General features: G+C 63.6%; 21 protein-coding genes and 1 tRNA gene. 16 read left to right on the forward strand and 6 right to left on the reverse strand.

Annotated features, from left to right (window positions below; all coding sequences use genetic code 11):
- The first annotated feature begins 4 nt into the window (after positions 1–4).
- The 5 genes from lolA to V6M89_RS16720 all read left to right on the forward strand — a co-directional run bounded on the left by lolA (position 5) and on the right by V6M89_RS16720 (position 6009).
- Positions 5–661, forward strand: coding sequence for an outer membrane lipoprotein chaperone LolA (lolA, locus tag V6M89_RS16700; protein ID WP_442881982.1), 657 nt, complete (start codon positions 5–7; stop codon positions 659–661).
- A 65-nt stretch (positions 662–726) separates the two neighbouring features.
- Positions 727–2031, forward strand: a complete 1305-nt coding sequence (locus V6M89_RS16705; RefSeq protein WP_332854219.1) for a replication-associated recombination protein A — start codon at positions 727–729, stop codon at positions 2029–2031.
- The gene (locus V6M89_RS16710) at positions 2031–3326 is read left to right on the forward strand and encodes an NRAMP family divalent metal transporter (RefSeq protein ID WP_332854220.1); all 1296 of its coding nucleotides are present in this window, start codon (positions 2031–2033) and stop codon (positions 3324–3326) included. Before V6M89_RS16705 ends, V6M89_RS16710 begins: the two co-directional genes overlap by 1 nt.
- Positions 3327–3482: 156 nt before the next feature.
- Entirely contained in the window at positions 3483–5114 is a 1632-nt protein-coding gene (locus V6M89_RS16715) for a diguanylate cyclase domain-containing protein (RefSeq protein WP_332854221.1), read from the forward strand.
- Positions 5115–5175: 61 nt separating this feature from the next.
- Complete coding sequence (locus V6M89_RS16720; protein WP_332854222.1) at positions 5176–6009, forward strand: alpha/beta fold hydrolase; 834 nt, start codon at positions 5176–5178, stop codon at positions 6007–6009.
- Between the two features lie 4 nt (positions 6010–6013).
- On the opposite strand, the gene V6M89_RS16725 is transcribed toward V6M89_RS16720, so the two are convergent.
- Positions 6014–6427: a hypothetical protein gene (locus tag V6M89_RS16725; RefSeq protein WP_332854223.1), complete on the reverse strand. Its 414-nt coding sequence runs from the start codon at positions 6425–6427 to the stop codon at positions 6014–6016.
- Between the two features lie 86 nt (positions 6428–6513).
- Positions 6514–6837, reverse strand: a complete 324-nt coding sequence (locus V6M89_RS16730) for a DUF2917 domain-containing protein (protein ID WP_332854224.1) — start codon at positions 6835–6837, stop codon at positions 6514–6516.
- A gap of 176 nt (positions 6838–7013) precedes the next feature.
- Between V6M89_RS16730 and V6M89_RS16735 the strand changes: the two genes are divergently transcribed.
- From V6M89_RS16735 to V6M89_RS16750, 4 genes are all read left to right on the forward strand, one after another.
- A complete protein-coding gene (locus tag V6M89_RS16735; RefSeq protein WP_332854225.1) occupies positions 7014–8465 on the forward strand; it encodes an aminotransferase-like domain-containing protein in 1452 nt (483 codons plus the stop codon).
- 154 nt (positions 8466–8619) lie between these two features.
- Positions 8620–8817 (forward strand): hypothetical protein, encoded by a 198-nt coding sequence (locus V6M89_RS16740; RefSeq protein ID WP_332854226.1) that lies wholly within the window; start codon positions 8620–8622, stop codon positions 8815–8817.
- Positions 8818–8907: 90 nt separating this feature from the next.
- Complete coding sequence (serS, locus tag V6M89_RS16745; protein WP_332854227.1) at positions 8908–10197, forward strand: serine--tRNA ligase; 1290 nt, start codon at positions 8908–8910, stop codon at positions 10195–10197.
- Positions 10198–10263: 66 nt separating this feature from the next.
- Positions 10264–10353 (forward strand) — tRNA-Ser (locus V6M89_RS16750).
- A gap of 203 nt (positions 10354–10556) precedes the next feature.
- Here V6M89_RS16750 and V6M89_RS16755 read toward each other — a convergent pair.
- Both V6M89_RS16755 and V6M89_RS16760 read right to left on the reverse strand, forming a co-directional pair.
- Positions 10557–11348 carry an SDR family NAD(P)-dependent oxidoreductase gene (locus tag V6M89_RS16755; RefSeq protein ID WP_332854228.1) on the reverse strand — a complete coding sequence of 264 codons (792 nt, stop codon included), beginning with the start codon at positions 11346–11348 and terminating at the stop codon, positions 10557–10559.
- Positions 11349–11363: 15 nt separating this feature from the next.
- Positions 11364–12281: an alpha/beta fold hydrolase gene (locus V6M89_RS16760; RefSeq protein ID WP_332854229.1), complete on the reverse strand. Its 918-nt coding sequence runs from the start codon at positions 12279–12281 to the stop codon at positions 11364–11366.
- Positions 12282–12526: 245 nt separating this feature from the next.
- Between V6M89_RS16760 and V6M89_RS16765 the strand changes: the two genes are divergently transcribed.
- From V6M89_RS16765 to V6M89_RS16780, 4 genes are all read left to right on the forward strand, one after another.
- Positions 12527–15376 carry a sensor histidine kinase gene (locus tag V6M89_RS16765; RefSeq protein ID WP_332854230.1) on the forward strand — a complete coding sequence of 950 codons (2850 nt, stop codon included), beginning with the start codon at positions 12527–12529 and terminating at the stop codon, positions 15374–15376.
- A 58-nt stretch (positions 15377–15434) separates the two neighbouring features.
- Positions 15435–16061, forward strand: a complete 627-nt coding sequence (locus V6M89_RS16770) for a response regulator transcription factor (protein ID WP_332854231.1) — start codon at positions 15435–15437, stop codon at positions 16059–16061.
- 71 nt (positions 16062–16132) lie between these two features.
- Positions 16133–16399, forward strand: a complete 267-nt coding sequence (locus tag V6M89_RS16775; protein ID WP_332854232.1) for a PAAR domain-containing protein — start codon at positions 16133–16135, stop codon at positions 16397–16399.
- On the forward strand, positions 16392–16856 hold the full coding sequence (locus V6M89_RS16780; RefSeq protein WP_332854233.1) for a hypothetical protein: 465 nt from the start codon (positions 16392–16394) through the stop codon (positions 16854–16856). Before V6M89_RS16775 ends, V6M89_RS16780 begins: the two co-directional genes overlap by 8 nt.
- Here the strand turns inward: V6M89_RS16780 and V6M89_RS16785 are convergent.
- Complete coding sequence (locus V6M89_RS16785; RefSeq protein ID WP_332854234.1) at positions 16853–17398, reverse strand: UPF0149 family protein; 546 nt, start codon at positions 17396–17398, stop codon at positions 16853–16855. The genes V6M89_RS16780 and V6M89_RS16785 overlap by 4 nt on opposite strands.
- A 75-nt stretch (positions 17399–17473) precedes the next feature.
- Here V6M89_RS16785 and V6M89_RS16790 point away from each other — a divergent pair, with 75 nt between their 5' ends.
- On the forward strand, positions 17474–17977 hold the full coding sequence (locus V6M89_RS16790; RefSeq protein ID WP_332854235.1) for a hypothetical protein: 504 nt from the start codon (positions 17474–17476) through the stop codon (positions 17975–17977).
- A gap of 1 nt (position 17978) precedes the next feature.
- On the opposite strand, the gene V6M89_RS16795 is transcribed toward V6M89_RS16790, so the two are convergent.
- On the reverse strand, positions 17979–18128 hold the full coding sequence (locus tag V6M89_RS16795) for a hypothetical protein (RefSeq protein ID WP_332854236.1): 150 nt from the start codon (positions 18126–18128) through the stop codon (positions 17979–17981).
- A 117-nt stretch (positions 18129–18245) separates the two neighbouring features.
- Here V6M89_RS16795 and V6M89_RS16800 point away from each other — a divergent pair, with 117 nt between their 5' ends.
- Together V6M89_RS16800 and V6M89_RS16805 are read left to right on the forward strand one after the other, a co-directional pair.
- On the forward strand, positions 18246–18977 hold the full coding sequence (locus V6M89_RS16800) for an SIMPL domain-containing protein (protein ID WP_332854237.1): 732 nt from the start codon (positions 18246–18248) through the stop codon (positions 18975–18977).
- Positions 18974–19948 (forward strand): phosphotransferase family protein, encoded by a 975-nt coding sequence (locus V6M89_RS16805; protein ID WP_332854238.1) that lies wholly within the window; start codon positions 18974–18976, stop codon positions 19946–19948. Before V6M89_RS16800 ends, V6M89_RS16805 begins: the two co-directional genes overlap by 4 nt.
- The last annotated feature ends 110 nt before the right edge of the window (positions 19949–20058 follow it).

A 20058-nucleotide genomic window follows, 5' to 3' on the forward strand; every position in this document is an offset into this window, starting at 1 on the left:
GACTATGGATTCCCGCGTGCGCGGGAATGACGTGCTGAAGTCTCTGGCCGTTGTTGCGTGCGGACTGCTGTTGTCCGGCTTCGCCCAGGCCAGCGCGCTGGAACAGTTCAAATCCTTCGTCGCCTCGACCAAGGCCGCCAAGGGCGAGTTCACCCAGAAGCAGGTCAAAAATACCAACGGCGAAGTGCCCAAGGCATCCAACACCGCCACCGGCACCTTCGTGTTCGCCCGTCCGGGCAAGTTCATCTGGACTTATGTGAAGCCCTACGACCAGGTGCTGCAAGCCGACGGCGACCAGCTGTTCATCTTCGACAAGGACCTGAACCAGGTCACCGTGAAGAAGCTGGGCGATGCGTTGGGCTCGTCGCCGGCCGCCATCCTGTTCGGCAGCAACGACCTGGAAAAGAACTTCACGCTGTCGGAAGCCGGCACCAAGGAAGGCCTGGAGTGGCTGAAGGCCGTGCCGAAAGCCAAGGACACCAGCTTCGAACAAATCACCATCGGCCTGCGCAACGGCTTGCCGGAAGCGATGGAGCTGAAGGATTCGTTTGGCCAGACGTCGGTGCTGTCGTTCCGCAAGATCGAAAAAAATCCGGCGCTGACTGCGACGAGTTTTAAGTTCGTCATGCCGAAGGGCGCCGACGTATTCAATAATAACTAAGACACTGCTGTCGCGGGTGCCGACGCCGCAGCTGCGACGCTGCGGCGTTTTTCCTTTTAAAGATCATGGCAGATTTATTTTCCACCGAACCGCGCCAGCCGCTGGCCGAAGCGCTGCGGCCCAAGACGCTAGACGACGTCATCGGCCAGCATCACCTGCTGGGGCCGGGCAGGCCGCTGCGCCTGGCGTTTGAGTCGGGGCAGCCGCATTCGATGATCTTGTGGGGCCCGCCGGGCGTGGGCAAGACCACGCTGGCGCGGCTGACCGCCAACGCCTACGAGTGCGAGTTCATCGCCTTGTCGGCCGTGTTCTCCGGCGTGAAGGATATCCGCGCCGCGATGGAGCAAGCCCAGCACAACCTGGACATGGGCAAGCATACGATCCTGTTCGTCGACGAGATCCACCGCTTCAACAAGTCGCAGCAGGACGCCTTGCTGCCGTACGCCGAATCCGGCCTGGTGACGCTGATCGGCGCGACCACCGAGAACCCTTCGTTCGAAGTCAACTCGGCGCTGTTGTCGCGCTCGCAGGTTTACGTGCTGCATTCCTTCGACGACGCCGAGCTGCGCCAGCTGGTCGACAAGGCCCGCGCCAAGGTGCTGACGCACCTGGAGTTCGACGAAGCGGCGATCGACACGCTGATCGGCTACGCCGACGGCGACGGCCGCCGCCTGCTGAACCTGCTGGAGCAGACCAGCACGGCCGCCAACGCCGCAAAGACCAACAAGATCACGCCCGAGTTCATCCAGAACGCGCTGACCCTGAACGCGCGCCGCTTCGACAAGGGCGGCGACAATTTCTACGACCAGATCTCGGCGCTGCACAAATCCGTGCGCGGCTCGAATCCGGACGCCGCGTTGTACTGGCTGTGCCGCATGCTGGACGGCGGCGCCGACGCCAAATACCTGTCGCGCCGCATCGTCCGCATGGCGTGGGAAGACATCGGCCTGGCGGATCCGCGCGCGATGCAGATGGCCAACGACGCCGCCGCCACCTTCGAACGCCTCGGTTCGCCGGAAGGCGAGCTGGCGCTGGGGCAGGCGGTGCTCTACCTGGCCATCGCCGCCAAGAGCAACGCCGGCTACAACGCCTTCAACCAAGCCATGGCCTTCGTCAAGAAGGACAAGTCGCGCGAAGTGCCGGTCCACCTGCGTAACGCACCGACCAAGCTGATGAAGGAACTTGGCTACGGCCACGAATACCGCTACGCCCACGACGAGCCGCACGCCTACGCGGCCGGCGAAACCTACTTCCCGGACGACATGCGCGAACCCGGTTGGTATCAGCCGGTCCCGCGCGGCCTGGAAAGCAAGATAGCCGACAAGATGGCCTTCCTGCGCCAGCTGGACATGGATGCCGGCAAGCCCTGATGCTCCCCGACGCCAACCACGCCGCTACCGCGCCCGCGAACTCCGCCGCCACCTGGCTGAAGAAACTCGGCCCCGGCCTGATCACCGGCGCCGCCGACGATGATCCGAGCGGCATCGCCACCTATTCGCAAGCGGGCGCGCAGTTCGGCTTCCAGATGCTGTGGACGATCTTGTTCACCTATCCGCTGATGGTGGGCATCCAGGTGGTGAGCGCGCGGATCGGGCGCGTCAGCGGCAAGGGCCTGGCCGGCAATATCCGCGAACATTTTCCGTCCTGGCTGGTGCGCGCCATCGTCGCCTTGCTGCTGGTCGCCAATACCGTCAACATCGCGGCCGATGTCTCAGCCATGGGCGAGGCGGTCACGCTGATCGCCGGCGGCTCGTCGCGCTGGTATGCGGCGCTGTTCGGCCTGGTCTCGCTGCTGTTGCAGGTGCTGATACCTTACCGCCGCTATGTGCGCTTCCTGAAGTGGCTGACCATGGCCTTGCTGGCCTATGTGGCGACGGTGTTCACCGTCCACGTGCCGTGGCTGCAGGTGGCGGCTGCCACCACGATGCCGCGCCTGGAGTGGTCGCCGGCCTACATCACCACCATGGTGGCGGTGTTCGGCACCACCATCAGCCCCTACCTGTTCTTCTGGCAGGCTTCGCAGGAAGTGGAGGAGTTGCAGGCCAATCCGCAGTCGCAGGCGCTGCTCGACGCACCGACGCAGGCGCGCGCCAGTTTCCAGCGCATCAAGGTCGACACCGTGATCGGCATGGGCTTCTCCAACCTGGTGGCGTTCTTCATCATGCTGACCACGGCGGTGACGCTGCATCTGCACGGCATCACCGCGATCGACACCTCGGCCCAGGCCGCCGCCGCCCTGCGTCCGCTGGCGGGCGAGTTCGCGTTTATCCTGTTCAGCGCCGGCATTATCGGCACCGGCATGCTGGCGGTGCCGGTGCTGGCCGGTTCGGCAGCGTATGCGATGGCCGGCGCCTTCCAGTGGCAGAAGGGGCTGGAGAAGACCGCGTCGCAGGCCAAGGAGTTCTACGGCATCATCGCCTTCTCCACTATCGTCGGCATCCTGCTGGGCTTTACTTCCATCGATCCGATCAAGGCCTTGTACTGGAGCGCGGTGATCAACGGCGTCATTTCGGTGCCCATCATGGCGGTGATGATGCTGATGGCCGGACGTGCCGCCGTCATGGGCCGCTTCGTGATCGGCCGCCGCCTGCGGATCCTGGGCTGGGGCGCGACGGCGGCCATGACGCTGGCGGTGCTGGCCATGTTCTGGATGATGTTGCCTTAAGTACGTTGTTTCATGGCAACGGAACCGGTGCGATTCTCAACCGGCGTAATATACTGGTAACCTGGTAACACATAGTGCCGCCGAACTCCCGCGTACAACGATGGCTAGTCCATTCGATCCGCAGTGTCCTGACGGACTTGCATTTCAGGAGTTCCCATGCGGCCTGCATTTGGCTTCTTTCTCAGTTTTAAGTTCAAGATCACCGCCCTCGTGATCGCGCTGGTGCTGGTCGCGGGCATCGGCACGGGTGGCATTTCCTTGCTCATCGCCGAGTCGGAACTGCGGCAGGTGATCGCGCGCCAGGAGCTGTCGCTGCTGACCAGCGCGGCCGCCTTGATCGACAGCGATCTGCAGGACAAACGGCAGCTGCTGCGCTTGCTGGCCGAGCAGTTCCAGGCGCACGAATTGACGTTGGACCAGGTGCAGCAGGAGCTGGAAACCCACGAAACGCTGCGCGAGGAGTTTTTCAACGTCTCCGCCTTCGACGCCAATGGCAAGCTGATCGCCAGCCTGCGCGACCGCAACGCCAAGCGCATCAACATCTCCGACCGCAAGTACTTCCAGGAGACCTTGCGGGTGAAGGAGGGCGTGATCTCGGCGCCTTTCAAGAGCGTGCTTTCCGGGAAGCCGGTGTTCGTGCTGACCCAGCCGCTACGCGACGCTAGCGGCAAGATCGTCTGCGTGCTGCTGGGCGCGATCGAGTTGCTGCGACCGTCGTTTTCCGCGCAGATCGACTCGCTGCGCTCCAGCTCCGAAGGCTATCTGTTCATCGTCACCGACGATGGCGTGATAGTCCATCACCCGAATAAAAAACTGCTGCTGGAAAAAGGCGACGATGGCGTCGGCACTGTGATGGAGGCGGCCCTGCAGGGCGGTGAAGGCTGGCAGGAAGGCATCCTCGACGATGGCGTGCCGGTGCTGCTGGTGCACAAGCACTTGCGCGAGGTGGGGTGGACCATCGCCTTGTCCTATCCGCTCGAGAGCGCCTTCGCGCCGATGCGCAGCGTGCGGCTGCGCGCCTTTGTCGGGGCAGCGCTGCTGACCGGCCTGGCCGGCCTGTTCGGCTGGGCGATCACCAAGAAACTGCTGTTGCCGCTGGGCCGGCTGCAACGGCATGTGGAGGACATCAGCGCCGGCAAGGCCAGTATCGAAGTGTTCGATGTCGACCGGGGCGACGAGTTCGGCCACCTCAGCCGGGCGTTTTATGCGCTGTCTCAAAGCCGCGCGCGCGCCGAGCTGGAGCTGCACCGCCTGGCCACCACCGATGTCCTGACCGGCATCGGCAACCGCCGCATGTTCGACGATTTCCTGCCCAAGGCGTTGGCGCGGGCCGCGCGCGCCGGCCAGCAGGTGGGGCTGGCCTTCCTGGATATCGACCACTTCAAGGACATCAACGATACGCTGGGCCACGCCGCCGGCGACCAGGTGCTGGTGGAGTTCGCCCGCCGACTGACAGCCTCGGTGCGCACCACGGATACGGTGGCGCGCCTGGCCGGCGATGAATTCGTGATCGTGTTCGAGCAGCTGGCCTCGAATACCGAAATCGATCTGCTGGGACGGAAGATCGTGGAGGCCATGCATGAACCCTTCCCGTGCGGCGCGGCGCAACGCCGGGTCACGGCCAGCATCGGCATAGCGCTGACGACCTGCCCGACGGTGACGGTCGACGAGGTCATGCGCGCGGCGGACCAGGCCCTGTATGGCGTCAAGGCTGCCGGGCGCAATGGTTTCGCCGTGAACCAGGTCGGCGCCGAGCGCGTTTTGCGGGCGCGGCTACCCGGCCGATGATTTCGGCCGTGCCCAAATGTTGTAAGATGACGGATTGTGGAAGCGGCGAACGAGGAGCAGCATGCAGCAGGTGACCAAGGTTGACGGCATCGAAGTCTATATCGAAGGCGAGGGTACCGAGACCATCGTGATGATACACGGCTGGCCGGATACCTACCGCGTGTGGGATGCCCAGGTTGAAGAGCTCAAGCATCGCTACCGTTGCGTGCGCTTCACCTTGCCGGGCTTCGACATCAGCAAGCCGCGCCGCGCCTACTCGCTCGACGCCACCATCCGCCTGATTTCCTACATCGTCAACAGCGTGAACCAGAAGCAGAAGGTGATCCTGATGCTGCACGACTGGGGTTGCATGTTCGGCTACGAATACTACATGCGCAACAAGCAGGCGGTGTCGGCCATCATCGGCGTCGACATCGGCGACGCGCAGTCGAAGGCGGTGCAGGACGCGCGCACGATGTCGCAGAAAATGATGGTCAAAGGCTACCAGGGCACGCTGGCGCTGGCCTGGGCGATCGGCGGGCCGATCGGCAATATGATGACGCGCTATATGGCGAAGGTGCTGCGCGTGCCGTCGCCGCGCGAATACATCAGCGTCAAGATGAATTTCCCGTACTACATCATGGCGGCCGGCGAGGCCGGCTCCTACCGCAATATGGTGCGTTTCGTGCCGCAGGTGCCGATGCTGTTCATCTACGGCGCCCGCAAGCCCTTCATGTTCCATTCCGACGCCTGGGCCGACAAGCTGGAGGCGAAAGAGGGCTGCAAGGTGGTGGGCTTCAACACCGACCACTGGCCGATGCTGCGCCAGCCCGAGCGCTTCAATGAAGTGGTGCTGGGCTGGCTGGAAAAGCCGGCCGACAACGACGAGGCCGCCGAGCAGGACGCGGCGGCCTGATTCATTAACGCAGCTTGATCGGCTTCAGATAGGGCGCGAACGGCGGCGCCGGCAGTTGGGCCGAGGCGTAGGCCTGACGGAAGCATTCGGCCTTGCTGTTCTCCACGTCCGTGGTGCTGCGGATGACCTTGCCCGCGGCGTCCAGCGTCAGCACGATCACCACCGGATACTTGGATTTGTCGTGGCAGTTGCCGCGCTCGTCGAGCTTGTTCGAGTTGTTGAAGTTGATCGACACTTCCTCGTACTTGGTCGCCTTATCGTTCGGGAACTGGGCGTTGAATTTGGCCATCTCGCCGGCGAAGGCCGGGTTGGCCGGCGGCGGTGCTTCGTCCTTGGACGGGCCGCCCATGGTCGAGCAACCGGCGGCGATCATCATGACGGCGCCGGCGGCGGCTATTTTCAGGAATGGCTGGTTCAAATTATTCTCCTCGGTGTTTGTACTGTTGATACATCGTACATAGTCCGGGGATAGCGTGGCGCACGATTAGTTGCGTAGGTGAAATCCTACAATCCCCAGCCATGCAGCGCCGAGGCGAACCGGGCCTGGAACGCCGCCCATCCGTGCGGTACCTCGGTGTCGGCCGGCAGGCGCACCCGCACCGCGCGCGGGCCGACCGCATCGATCAGCGTCAGGCCGTCGTTCGGCACTTCGAAGGTCTGGCCCTGGCGCAGCATGAAGTCGGTATGCTCGCCGTAGGCGGTGATCCAGGCGGTGCCGGCCAGGCACTCGATGTGGCGGCCGGCCGCGCCGGCGATGCGCAAGGGATGGTTCTCGGACAGGCTGTATTCGGCTTGTCCCTGCGTCAGTGCGAGTAATTCCGGTTTCATGGGGGCTCCTGCCGTGGTGGTTTGTACAACCAGAATACGCAGCGGCGGACGACCATAACAGATGCAACAAATCGAAATTGTGACCATCACAATGGCGTTTGGACTAAACTGTTATGGTCGAAATTTGCGCTCGCTGTACCTGTCGCCATCGGGCGGGGCGGGGCCACAATAGCCGGATGTCCCATCAACTCACACTGTACGAACAACTGGCCAACGAACTGGGCGGGCTGATCGCCAGCCGCGTGTTCGCGCCGGGCGACCGGCTGCCCTCGATCCGCCACCTGGCGCAGCAGAAGCGCCTGTCCGTCAGCACCGTGATGCAGGCGCTGCGGCTGATGGAGGACCGCGGCCTGGTCGACGCCAAGCCGCAGGCCGGCTACTACGTGCGCCATCGCTCGCGCATAGCTGCGGTGATGACCGACGCCGAGCATTTGCAGGAGCCGGCCTATGTCGGCATCAACAACCTGCTGATGCGGGTGCTGAGGGCCAACGAAGACCCCGGCCTGGTGCAGATGGGCTCGGCATGGCCGCTGCAGGAACTGCTGCCGATGAAGCGCATGCAGAAGACCGTGGCCGCCGTGGCCCGGCGCGATCCGGGCCTGTTGAGCACGGTCAGCTGCTACGACACCAACCATCCCGAGTTCATCCGCCAGATCGCCCGCCGCGCGCTGGACTGGGGCCATCTGGACCTGAACGAAATCGTCGTCACCGGTTCCTGCACCGAGGCGCTCAGCCTGTGCCTGCGCGCGGTGGCCAAGGCCGGCGACACCATCGCGATCGAGTCGGCGACCTATTTCGTGCTGCTGCAATTGATCGAGTCGCTGGGCATGAAGGCGCTGGAGATCCCCACCCATCCGAAGACCGGCCCGTCGATCGACGCGCTGGAGTTGGCGATGAACGCCGGCCTGGTGCAGGCGGTGCTGCTGATTCCGAACGCCAATAATCCGCTGGGCTGCATCATGCCGGAGGCGAACAAGCAGCGGCTGGCCAAGCTGCTGTCGCAGCACGATATTCCGCTGATCGAGGACGATGTCTACGGCGACCTGTGCTTCACGCCGGAGCGGCCGTGGCCGGTCAAGGCCTACGACACCAGCGGCCATGTGATGCTGTGCGCCTCGTTTTCCAAGGCCATCAGCCCCGGTTCGCGGGTCGGCTACGTGGTGGCGGGGCGCTATGCGCAGGATATCGTGGTGCAGAAGATGATCGCCAGCGGCGCCACCAGCCACTTCTTCCAGGCCGTGCTGGCCGACTTCCTGACCGGCAGCGCCTATGAAAACCAGGTGCGCAAGATGCGGCGCGCGCTGTCGCAGCGCATCGCCCGCATGTCGGACGCGATCTGCGAGACTTTCCCCCACCAGTGCACCGTGTCCGAGCCGCAGGGCGGCTTCGTGGTCTGGGTCAGCCTGCCGGAGCAGGTCGACGCGCTGGCCCTGCACGGCGACGCCGTGGCGGCCGGCGTGGCGTCGATGCCGGGGCAGTTGTTCTCCGCCACCGGCAAGTTCCGCAACTATCTGCGCCTCAACTGCGGCAATCCGTGGGGGCCGCGCACCCAGGCCGCCATCGCCACGCTGGGCGAGCTGGTGCACCGGCATGCCGACCAGCCGGCCGTGCTGCGCAGCGCCGCCTGAATCTTTCGTTTCCGACCCGTTTTTTGCACTTCAGGCGCCGTTTCCGGCGCTTCGTCGCATCCCGATGGCGACGCACAGGGCCTTTAGGTACAGTACAACCATACCAAGCAGCGTTACCAAGTAGCGCGAAACCAACCACCTGAAGGAGTACATCATGAACATCGCTAAAAACATGGAAATCATCTTCGTCGCCGCTACCGTACTGGCCGCCGCCACGAGTTTCGCCACCGCCGCCGACACCAATGTCGCCCCGGTCGCCCCAGCCGCCAAAGTCGCCGTCTCGACCGCCAAAATGCAAGTCGTGACCGTGACCGCCAAGCGCCTGACCGCCGCCGAAAAAGCTGCACTGTAATCACCGCAGCCGGCGGGCTGTTCAAAACTCGCAGGGAAGTGGCATCCTCTTGGTACAATTGACGTTTTCGATACAACGGCACTTGTTCCCATGATTGATATCCAACTTCTCCGTAAAGATATAGCCAACGTCGCCGCGCGCCTGGCGACCCGCAAGTTCCAGCTCGACGTGGACGGTTTCAACGCCCTCGAAGCCGAACGCAAAGCGATCCAGACGCGCACTGAAGAGCTGCAGGGCAAGCGTAACTCGCAGTCCAAGCTGATCGGCATGATGAAGGGCAAGGGCGAAGACACCACCGCCCTGATGGCGGAAGTGGCCGGCCTGGGCGACGAGCTCAAGGCCAACGAAACGGCGCTGTCGGCAGTACAGGCCAAGCTGGGCGATTTCATGCAGGCCATTCCCAACGTGCCGCACGAATCGGTCCCGGTAGGTACGGATGAAAGCGGCAACGTGGAAGTGCGCAAGGTCGGCACCCCGCGCAGCTTCGAATTCGAAGTCAAGGATCACGTCGATGTCGGCTCCCCGCTGGGCCTGGATTTCGATGTGGCGACCAAGCTGACCGGCTCGCGCTTCTCGGTCATGAAAGGCGGCATCGCCCGTCTGCATCGCGCACTGGCGCAGTTCATGCTGAACACCCACACCGACGAGCACGGCTACACCGAGTGCTACACCCCGTACATGGTCAACGCCGATTCGCTGCGCGGCACCGGCCAGCTGCCGAAGTTTGAAGCCGACCTGTTCTCGGTGAAAAAAGGCGGCGCGGAAGGCGAGGGCGAGAACTTCTACCTGATCCCGACCTCGGAAGTCACGCTGACCAACCTGGTGCGCGACGAGATCGTGGCGGCCGACACGCTGCCATTGAAGATGACCGCACACACCCCGTGCTTCCGCTCGGAAGCGGGCAGCTACGGCCGCGACACCCGCGGCATGATCCGCCAGCACCAGTTCGACAAGGTCGAGATGGTGCAGGTGGTGCATCCGGACACCTCGTATGCCGTGCTGGACGAAATGGTCGGCCATGCGGAAACCATCTTGCAGCGCCTGGGCCTGCCGTATCGCGTGATGTCGCTGTGCACCGGCGACATGGGCTTCGGCGCCACCAAGACCTACGACCTGGAAGTATGGCTGCCGGCGCAGAACACCTACCGTGAAATCTCGTCGCTGTCGAACTGCGAAGCCTTCCAGGCGCGCCGCATGCAGGCACGCTTCCGCAACGCCCAGGGCAAGCCGGAACTGCTGCACACGCTGAACGGTTCGGGCCTGGCGGTCGGCCGCACCCTGGTCGCCGTGCTGGAAAATTACCAGCAGGCGGACGGTTCGGTGGAGATCCCGCCGGTGCTGCGCCCGTACATGGGTGGATTAACTCACCTGAAGGCGTAAATACTCCTTCCTTTTTCCCAACGGCCTGCTATAATCTTGCCTTCTCGCAGCAGCTAGTGGGAAAACGGAGAGGTGGCAGAGTGGTCGAATGTACTTGACTCGAAATCAAGCGTACGTTAAATCGTACCGTGGGTTCGAATCCCACCCTCTCCGCCATTATTAAATGAAAAAGCTCCCGCAAGGGAGCTTTTTTATTTCCACAGCGGAAAGGAGCGAGCGCAGCTCGCGCGTGGCATTCGAAGACTCGCGCGTACTCGCGCGAGGGCGGCCTGCGGAATGTAGGCGAATCCCACCCTCTCCGCCATTATTAAATGAAAAAGCTCCCGCAAGGGAGCTTTTTTATTTGCTGCACGCCTTTTTTAGAAAGCGCTCTTGACCACGCCGCCATCGACCCGCAGCGCCGCGCCGGTGGTCGCCGACGCCAGCGGACTGGCCACGTAGGCCACCAGCGAGGCCACCTCCTGCGGCGTCCCGAAGCGTTTGATTAGCGACGTCGGGCGCACCTGGTCGAAAAACTCCGCCTCTATCTGCTCGAAGCTCTTGTCGCTGGCGCGCGCCATGCTTTCGACGAAGTCGCCGACGCCGCGCGATTTCGTCGGCCCCGGCAGCACGCTGTTGACGGTGATATTCGTGCCGGCGACCGATTCCGCCAGCCCGCGCGACACTGCGAGCTGCGCGGTCTTGGTCATGCCGTAGTGGATCATCTCGGTGGGGATCTGCACCGCGCTTTCACTTGAGATGAAGATGATACGGCCCCAATTCGCCCGCTTCATCGCCGGCAGCACCAGCCGCGCAAGGCGGACGCCGCTCAGCACATTGACGTCGAAAAAGCGCTGCCAGTCCTCGTCGGGAATATCCTCGAAAGCCTTGGGCTCGAAGATGCCGAGGTTGTTGACCAGGATGTTGATGCCCGGATGCTGCCTGACCACTTCCTTTGCCGCCTCGGCCAGACTCAGGTCCGCGGCATAGCCGTAGGCCGTGCCTTGCGTCTCCGCGCGTATGCGCTCCACCGCCTCGTCGACCCCGGCCTGCGTCCTGCCGTTGACGATGACGCTGGCGCCTTCCCGGGCCAGCGTGGCCGCGATCGCGTAGCCGATGCCGGCCGTGCTGCCGCTGACCAGTGCCAGCTTGCCATTCAGTTGCAGGTCCATGTCGATGCTCCTTGGTTATTTGGCGTTGATGAACGTTAGCACGGCTTGAATGGTCGCGTCGGGCGCTTCCTCCATCAGCCAGTGGCCGGCGTTGGGTATCACTTTTTCGGTGACGTTGGTGGCGGCGTTGCGCATGACGATGGCTTCGTTGGCGCCGAACGATTTTTCGCCGCCGATCGCCAGCACCGGCATGCTCAGCTTGGTCTTCACGGATACGGCGTTGTCATCGACATCCTTGCGGATAGACTGGAACTGGTTGAAGGCCGCCTTCATCGCGCCGGGCGCGGCGTAGAGTTTTGCGTAATGCGCGCGGGTGCTTTCGTCGATCTTGCCCGGGTCGCCGGCGAATTCGTTCCAGAAACGGTCGAGGTAGATGCGCTCGCGCCCCTGGACCAGGCGCAAGGCATCCTTGCCGCCGAAATCGAAGTGCCACAGCGCGGGCAGGCGGACCACTTGCTCCCACGGCGGAATGCCCGGCACCGGCGCATCCATCACCACCAGCTTGCTGGTCTGGTCGCGATAGCGCGCAGCGTAGGCATAGGCCACCATGGTGCCGATATCGTGGCCGATGATGACGGCCTTGCCGACGCCCAGCTTGTCCAGCACGGCGCGGATGTCAGCGGCCTGGTTCTTTTTCTCATAGCCGCTTTCGGGCCGGGAAGACAAGCCCAGGCCGCGCAGATCCGGCACGATCACCTGGTGGTCCTTGGCCAGCGCAATCGCCAGCGGCGTCCACATGTCGCCGGTGTCGCCAAAGCCGTGCAGCAGCACCACCGCCGGCCCGCTGCCGCCCACCCGCACATGGATGGAAACCTCCGGCGTCTTGATGTCTTCTATCTTGAAGGTGGACGGATAGGGCAGCGGCGCCGCCCACGCCGGGACAAGCTGAAGGGCGGCTGCAAACGCGGCCGCGCGGGCAAGGCTGATACGCATGATGTGGGCTCCTGTGGTTGAAAACACAGGATAGCCAAGCGATGGGGCGAAACATACCCACTATCGGGTAGAGATCTTCTATACAATCGTTCGGCTTGCATAATTATCACTAATTGTTAGTTGACATGATGAAGAGTCCATTGCCTGGCTATTGCCGCGCACTCCTGGCCTGCTGCGTGGCGTTGTCGTGCAGCGCTTTGCCGGCGGTTTGCCGGTCGCAGGGAGTTTTACCGCCTGCAATCAATTTGCACCACACCAGCTGGAGCGCGCGCGACGGCGCGCCGGAATCGATTTTGTCGATCACGCAGACCCGCGACGGCTGGCTGTGGCTGGGCGGGGCGGGCGGACTGTATCGATTCGATGGCATGCAGTTCGAGCAGTTCGCGCCGGTCAATGCGGCGTTGCCGACCCAAAACGTCAGCCTGGTGAACGCGGCGGCGGGCGGCGGGCTGTGGATAGGCTATCGCACCGGCGGCGCCAGTTTTTTGCAGCACGGGCTGATACGCAACTACGGTGAGCAGGACGGCTTGCCCAATCGCGCCGTCTGGGGCCTGGAGCATGATGGCGGCGGCCGCATGTGGGCTGCCACGGCGCTGGGCATGTTCTACCTGGACGGCGAGCGTTGGCAGAAGCCGGCCGCCTCATGGGGCCTGGATGGCGGCCGCTATAAAACACTGATGCGCGATCGGCATGGCGTGCTGTGGGCGCAGGGCGACGCGGGCGTGTATTCGCTCAAGCCGGGCGAGACACGCTTCATCAGGGCCGCAGTCGACAGCGGAACCGGCGTGCTGTTCGAGCTCCCCGATGGCAAGGTGGTCAGCTGGAATGCGCGGCATACGCGGCTCAGTCTGCTGACGGGCTCCGGGGCGAATACAGCCTATCGGCAATGGAGCGCGATAGGCGATCCCGGCAGCCTGCTGATCGACCGCCACGGCGATCTCTGGGTGGGACTGCTGGAAGGCCTCGAACACCATACCGCGCAGGGTATCGCCCGGGCGGCGCCGCTGCAGGGCTTGAGCGGACGCGCCGTGGGCGCCATCTTTGAAGATCGGGAGGGAAATATCTGGACGTCGACCTCCAGCGGGATCGATCGCTTCCGCCACCGGCGCCTGTCCAAGCTGGATGTTCCCGCCGCGGCGGTTGGCGGCGCGCTCGTCGCCGATGACAGCGGCGGCGTCTGGATCGGCAGTTACCATGTTGTCGCCAGCGAGACCGGCCAGGTCAGCGCCACGCCGCTGCGGACGCTGGCCGGCGGCGGTTGGGATAGCGTGCTGACCAGTCTTGCCCGCACCAGCGATGGCGCGTTGTGGGGCGCTTCGTACGGGACCTTGCGGCGGATCGAGGGCAGGGGCAGCCGGCCGGTAGCCTTGCCTGCCAACCTGGACGCGGTGAGGGTGCAGGCGCTGCTGGCGGACCGGGATGACAGCCTGCTGGTGGCGCTGGCCCAGCACGGCCTGTACCGGCGCAGCCCACAGGGAAGCTGGGAAAAAACCGGCGGCGAGGGCGAGGTCATTGTGATGGCCCGCTCGGATGCCAGCGGACTCTGGCTTGGATATCATCCAGGCCTGGTGGTCCATGTGCAAGGCGCGGCGCGGCGCAGCTACGGTGCGGCCGAAGGACTGGCGCTGGGAACGGTGATGGCGCTGCACCTGCACGGCCGGCACGTATGGGCTGGCGGCGAACATGGCCTGGCGTTGTTTGGAGCGGACCGTTTTAACCGGCTCAGCGGCGCCAATGGCGAGACCTTCCACGGCATTTCCGGCATCGTCGAACTGGACAACGGCGATGTGTGGGTGAATGCCTTCGCCGGCCTGTTCCGCATTCCGGGCGCGGAAATCGCCAAATTCGAACAGCAGCGCGACTATCGCGTGCATTACGAGCGGCTGGACCAACTGGATGGACTGGAGGGCAGCGCACCCTACCTCGCGCCGACCCCGTCGCTGGTGCTGACGTCCGACCGGCGTCTGTGGATAGCCCGTTCCACCGGCCTGTTCCGTCTGAATCCCGCCGAGCCGTTGCCGCCCGCGCCCGGGCTGCCGGTCGTCATCAAGACGCTGGGAGCGCCCGGAGACGGCAAGCCGCTGCAGCTGCCGATCCGCTTTGCGCCGGGCACGTCCGCGCTGCAGTTCGACTACACCAGTCCGGCGCTGGCGATCCCGGAACGCCTGCGCTTCCGCTACCGCCTGCACGAGATCGATGCGGCATGGCAGGAGGCGGGCGCGCGCCGCAGCGCCTACTACAGCAACCTCGCGCCGGGCGATTACCACTTCAGCGTGACCGCGACCGACTACAACGGCAACTGGTCCGACGCCGTCAGCACCGTGGATTTTGCGATCGCGCCCAAGGCGACGCAGACCTGGTGGTTCAAGGCCTTGTGTGGGTTCGCTCTGTTCTCGGCCGTCTACGTGGTGTATCGATGGCGGATCCGGCGCTTGGGCTGGCAGCTGGCCGACCGCCTGCAGGAGCGGGTCAACGAGCGCGAGCGGATTGCCAGGGAGTTGCACGACACCCTGCTGCAATCGGTGCAGGGCCTGGTGCTGCATGTGCATGCAGCAGTGCTGAAATTGCCGGTGAAAGATACGGCGCGGCTGCAGATCGAAACCGCATTGCAGCAGGCCGACGAGGTGCTCGACGAGGGACGGGAGCGGATACGCGAACTGCGCGGGCAAGACGGCGGCAAGCTGTGCTTTGCTGATGCGGTGCTGGCTGCGGCGGCGCGCCTGCCGCATGGCGATGCCGGTCCGCTGCGCCTGACGATTTCCGGCGCCGCCCGCCAGCTCGACGCGACGATCTACACGGAGGCGTTGGCGATCGTCACCGAGGCGGTAGTCAATGCCTATACCCACGCCAGGGCGACCAGGATAGAGGCTGAAGTCCGCTACAGCAGGTGGGAATTCCGCTGTATCCTGAGGGACAACGGCATCGGCATTCCCGCCGCCGTCCTCAGCGACGGCGGTCGCCAGAACCATTGGGGCATGTGCGGGATGTACGAGCGCGCGGCCAGGATCAAGGCTCAATTGCTGGTGCGCAGCTGTGAAGGCGGCGGCACCGAATGGCAGCTGGATGTTCCAGCCGCGCTGGCATATACCCGATAGTGGGATGCGCGATGGCGCTGCCGGTGATACGCTCGCGCGAAAATAGAGGAGCATAGCCATGCAGAGTGACGTGATACGCCTCATGATCGCCGACGATCATCCCCTGGTGCGCAGCGGGATCGTCGCGGTGCTGTCATCCAATCCGGCATTCTCGGTGGTGGCCGAAGCGGAGGATGGCGACACCGCCGTCGAAATGTACCGGCAATGGCGCCCGGATGTCACCCTGATGGATTTGCAGATGCCCGGCTTGAACGGCATCGAGGCCACCAGCGCGATACGCTGTATCGACCCCGAGGCCCGCATCATCATCCTGACCACTTTCGGCGGCGATGTGCAGGTGTCGCGCGGGCTCAAGGCCGGCGCGATCGGCTACGTCCTGAAGAATTTGGCCCGCAGCGCATTGGGCGACTACATCGTTTCCGCGCATGCCGGCCGGCGCCTGTTGCCGCCGCCAGTCGCGGCCAGCCTGGTGAACAGTTTTCAGCTGGACACCTTAAGCAAGCGCGAGATCGAGGTGCTGCGCCTGGTGGGGGAGGGCAATACGAACCAGCGCGTGGCCGACCAACTGGGCCTGAGCGAGGACACCATCAAGGCCCACATGAAAGCCATCTTGCAGAAGCTCGATGCGCGCGATCGTACCCATGCGGTGATGATCGCCATGCGCCGTGGCTATTGGGAAAACTGAGGCCATGCCGTGCGACGTGGCGAAAAAGACAATGCTATGATCGCCGCATCATTGAATCAGTGCGAGGTTATATGGGCGGGAAAGCAATCATCAGGCTGGGCGACAAGACGTCGCACCATGGCACCGTGCTGGAAGGCCATCAGGACGTGATCGTGATGGGCAAGCCGGCGGCCGGCGTCGGCCACAAGGTCAGCTGCCCCAAATGCCGGGGCACGCAGACCATCGTCGAAGGCGCGGTCACGCACACCATCATGGGCGTCAGCACCGCCGTGGAAGGGATGAAGACCTCCTGCGGCGCGGTCCTCATCGCTTCCCAACAGACCGATACCATTGGTTGACCAGCATGTCACGCCAGACGGCGCCAGCGGACTCGCCGCCTATCCGTTCAAGGAGCTTGTGAATAGCCGCCAAGGCCTGGTGTATCACAGCCAGTTCGTGGTAACAGACGACGACCTGCCTCGCGTACTGAGCTTACTGGCCACGCACGCGAGCGATGCGGGTTACTTCACCCACCACGAGGCGCGGCTTGAGTTTGGCGGCAGCGTTATTGAACTGGTGACCAACTCCGTGGTATTGCTTCAGACGCTGGATGCCATGCGTCTGCGTCCACCAGCGCCTTGGCTTGCCTTTCCCGACATCGACGCAGGGGCGATCGGCAGTTTGCAGGGCAGCTTAGATTATTGGTGGAACTGGCTCTGGATGCCGTACTGGAATAGCGCTTCGCCGGAGGAGCGCGAACAATTACTGGCGCAAGCCTCGGACGACTGGCGCGAGTTCTTCGAGTTCCACGTTTAGGCGGCGTCGCCGCAGCACTTCTTGTACTTCTTGCCGCTGCCGCAAGGGCAGGGATCGTTGCGGCCGACTTTCGGGCCTTTCGGCGGATGCCAGTAGGCGTTGATCTGGATGACAGCCGGCGTCACCGCGTCGGCCCACGAGTCACCCTCGCGTTGGAATGGCGCCAGCCATTCCGGATGGGCCGCTTGCAGCGGCGCCCAGGCCGCCACGTCCACCTGCATGCCGGCCGCGAAACCTTCGCACCACTGCTCGGGACCCCAGTTGCCGCCGCATTCGTAGATGGGCTCGAAACTGGCCGGGTCCTTGCTCATCCAGGTCTGCATGTAGTGGTAGTGGCGCAGTGCCAGCGGCTCGGCGGCGGGATTTTTCAGGGCCGCCGGCAGCCAGTTTTCTGGCTTCTGCGCGGTCGGGCCGATGACGATGGCGGTCAGGAATCCTTCCAGCCAGGACACGTCCTGTAGCGCATCCAGCGCATCGTATTCGTCGTCGTTCAGTGGCGTGTGCTGCATGGTGGAAACCTCGTTGTCTGTGTGAGCCGACATTCTACTCACCAATTATGTGGCCATGTTTGCGACTTTGGCAATATCATGTGTTCCAGTACATCTAAAGGAGCAGACATGAAACCAATAAAAATGCTGGTCGCAGCCAGTTTGATGATCACCGCGCTGTGCGCCCATGCCGCCGCGCCGGACGCCGCCCAGGTCAAGGCCGCGCACGACCTGCTGGCCTCCATGCAGGCCGAGAAGATGCTGCGTACCACCGCCGGCATGAGCAAGTACCCCAGCCCGACCCAGCGCGAGCTGATGATGGCCAAGCTCGACAAGCTGCCCAACGAAACCATCTACAGCCGCCTGGCGTTGCCGGTGGCGCGCCTGCTCAGTACCGAGACGGCGCTCGAGATGACCCAGTACTACCAGTCCAGCTACGGCCAGAAAGTGCTGGCCCAGACCTATAACGGCCCGCCGCGCCTGTATCCGGTCGATCCGACCCCGAGCGCCAAGGAAAAGGCCGAACTGAAGAAACCGGCCTTCATCAAGGCCAACCAGGAATTCAAGGCCGCCGAGCAGGCCATCCACCACGAAGCCTTCCTGCTGATCTCCGAGATCAATAAGGGTAAATAGTTTATTTCGTTTTCGGCGGTGCCGGCTTGAGCTTGGGCGTCTCGACGACCAGCACATGCTTGTCGACGGCGCCCGACTTTTCCTGCTTGACCACCTGTACCGCGACCGGGCGGTTGTCGTGCACCGACCGTGGGCGTCTTGGAGCCAGCATATTCTTCCCCCGAGTGATTGTTGTTGGAGTGGCAAATGGGGTTGCCCCCACTTTTTGCAAGTTGTTAAATAGTAAAAAGTATTGGATACTCCAGCTTTCACTCTTGAAGGATGCTCGATGTTGAAGAAACTCGCTCTTGCCGTTGCCCTGTTGCCGTTGGCCGCGCACGCTTCCAACCTGCCGGATTATCCCTTCATCCACGTCGGTGGCGAAGGCTTCCTGCGGGTCATGCCCGACATGGGCGAGATCGATTTCGACATCAGCGCCTTCGACGCCGACACCAACGCCGCCGTGGCCGTGGTGCAGGCCCGCGTGGCGGAAATTCAGGCCTTGCTGGCCGAGCAGGGCGGCGACCCCGGCAAGGATACCGAGGCCGAGGCGTCCTTCCGCGACATGCGCAAGGAAATGCGCAAGTCCGCCAATCCCGATCCGAACGCGTCGCCCGAGTATGAGATCCGCAGCGCCGTGCACGTCGTGGTGCGCGACCTGACCAAGTGGCGCGCCATCATGCAAGGCCTGCTGGGCAAGCCGAATATCGACCACATGAGCACCGGCTTCGGCAAGAGTGACCGCCTCAAGGTTGAGCAGGAACTGACCGCCGTGGCGATCAAGGATGCGCAGCGGCGCGCCGAGGCCATGGCGGCCGGCTTCGGCAAGAAGGTGGGCGCGGTGACGGCCATCTCGTCCGGCCAGCTGCGCAACCTGACCAACGCCGTCGGTCTGCTGCCGGTGGACTTCTTCAACAATCGTAGTCGCGGCAGCAACGCCCAGCAGGGGGAGAAAGACTTCCTGTCGATCCAGTCGCTGCAATGGACGCAGACCGTGGACGTAATCTTTCGCATCAAATGAAAGCCTTCCTCAATTGCCTGCCGCGAGGCGTCAATAATGCCGCCTGCTGCGACTTCATAGAAAATGCGCCGTTGTCGTCGTGGCTGCCGGCACTCGACCATCTGCGGCGGGAGTTTGGCCTGGCGGATGGTCCGTGGCAGAAAATCCCGCAAGGATCCAACGCCTTGTTCGGCTTGGGGGGCGATGTGATCGTCAAGCTGGTGCCGTCCAACTGGCGCCGGCAGGGCGACAAGGAAATCCTGGTCGCGCCGCTACTGGAGGGCAAGCTGTCCTTGCAAACGCCCGGCCTGATCGGCAGCGGCGAAATCGACGACTGGGTGTTCGTGATCTCGACGCGCCTGGACGGCGTTGTGCTGGCGGACGTGTGGCCGACGCTGGCTATCGAGCAGAAACGCGCGATCATGCTGCAGACCGGGCAAGTCCTGCGCGAATTGCGCGCCGTGGCGTTCGATGACGATATTGCGATCAAGGTGGATTGGCCGTCGTATGTGCAGGGCCTGGTCGATGGTTGCCTGGCGCGGCACCAACGCAGGATGATGCCCGAGGGCTTGCTGGACCAGGTGCTGCCATACATCGCCGCGGCGCAGGACTACACGCAACAAGGAACGCTGCGGTTCATACACATGGACATCCATCCATGGAACCTGATGGCGAAGCAGGAAGAGGGCGGCTGGAAGCTGACCGGCCTGCTTGATTTCGGCGACGCGATCGTCGGCAACAGCGACCGCTTCGAGTTGTTGACGCCGATGATCTTCATGGCGCAGGGCAGTCCCGTGCTGCTCCAGGCCTTGCTCGAATCGTATGGCGCGACCGGTGATGTCAGTCCATCCACATTGCAGCGCCAGCTGACGGCATGCATGCTGGTCAGGCCGGATTCCGACGTCATGTTCTGCATGCAGCAAGTCCCGGTCAGCGGCCCGCGCGACAGCTGGGAACAGATCGCCACGCAGATTTTCCCCATCGCCGCCTGACGAAGCGACGACCAGCGTGCGGCAACGCACGCTGGCCTGCAATCAGCCACTTGTTTACCCGCCGCTTCCCCTAATCTGCCTCTTGAACAGCTCATTTCCACTTCAAGGAG

The organism is Duganella sp. S19_KUP01_CR8 (assembly GCF_036688705.1).
Taxonomy (GTDB): domain Bacteria; phylum Pseudomonadota; class Gammaproteobacteria; order Burkholderiales; family Burkholderiaceae_D; genus Rugamonas.

Excerpts from the sequence above, each read along its gene's own strand:
- lolA (WP_442881982.1), top strand. The coding sequence starts at position 5 with ATGGATTCCCGCGTGCGCGGGAATGACGTGCTGAAGTCTCTGGCCGTT.
- V6M89_RS16705 (WP_332854219.1), top strand. The coding sequence starts at position 727 with ATGGCAGATTTATTTTCCACCGAACCGCGCCAGCCGCTGGCCGAAGCG.
- V6M89_RS16710 (WP_332854220.1), top strand. The coding sequence starts at position 2,031 with ATGCTCCCCGACGCCAACCACGCCGCTACCGCGCCCGCGAACTCCGCC.
- V6M89_RS16715 (WP_332854221.1), top strand. The coding sequence starts at position 3,483 with ATGCGGCCTGCATTTGGCTTCTTTCTCAGTTTTAAGTTCAAGATCACC.
- V6M89_RS16720 (WP_332854222.1), top strand. The coding sequence starts at position 5,176 with ATGCAGCAGGTGACCAAGGTTGACGGCATCGAAGTCTATATCGAAGGC.
- V6M89_RS16730 (WP_332854224.1), bottom strand. The coding sequence starts at position 6,837 with ATGAAACCGGAATTACTCGCACTGACGCAGGGACAAGCCGAATACAGC.
- V6M89_RS16735 (WP_332854225.1), top strand. The coding sequence starts at position 7,014 with ATGTCCCATCAACTCACACTGTACGAACAACTGGCCAACGAACTGGGC.
- V6M89_RS16740 (WP_332854226.1), top strand. The coding sequence starts at position 8,620 with ATGAACATCGCTAAAAACATGGAAATCATCTTCGTCGCCGCTACCGTA.
- serS (WP_332854227.1), top strand. The coding sequence starts at position 8,908 with ATGATTGATATCCAACTTCTCCGTAAAGATATAGCCAACGTCGCCGCG.
- V6M89_RS16755 (WP_332854228.1), bottom strand. The coding sequence starts at position 11,348 with ATGGACCTGCAACTGAATGGCAAGCTGGCACTGGTCAGCGGCAGCACG.
- V6M89_RS16760 (WP_332854229.1), bottom strand. The coding sequence starts at position 12,281 with ATGCGTATCAGCCTTGCCCGCGCGGCCGCGTTTGCAGCCGCCCTTCAG.
- V6M89_RS16770 (WP_332854231.1), top strand. The coding sequence starts at position 15,435 with ATGCAGAGTGACGTGATACGCCTCATGATCGCCGACGATCATCCCCTG.
- V6M89_RS16775 (WP_332854232.1), top strand. The coding sequence starts at position 16,133 with ATGGGCGGGAAAGCAATCATCAGGCTGGGCGACAAGACGTCGCACCAT.
- V6M89_RS16785 (WP_332854234.1), bottom strand. The coding sequence starts at position 17,398 with ATGTCGGCTCACACAGACAACGAGGTTTCCACCATGCAGCACACGCCA.
- V6M89_RS16790 (WP_332854235.1), top strand. The coding sequence starts at position 17,474 with ATGAAACCAATAAAAATGCTGGTCGCAGCCAGTTTGATGATCACCGCG.
- V6M89_RS16795 (WP_332854236.1), bottom strand. The coding sequence starts at position 18,128 with ATGCTGGCTCCAAGACGCCCACGGTCGGTGCACGACAACCGCCCGGTC.
- V6M89_RS16800 (WP_332854237.1), top strand. The coding sequence starts at position 18,246 with ATGTTGAAGAAACTCGCTCTTGCCGTTGCCCTGTTGCCGTTGGCCGCG.
- V6M89_RS16805 (WP_332854238.1), top strand. The coding sequence starts at position 18,974 with ATGAAAGCCTTCCTCAATTGCCTGCCGCGAGGCGTCAATAATGCCGCC.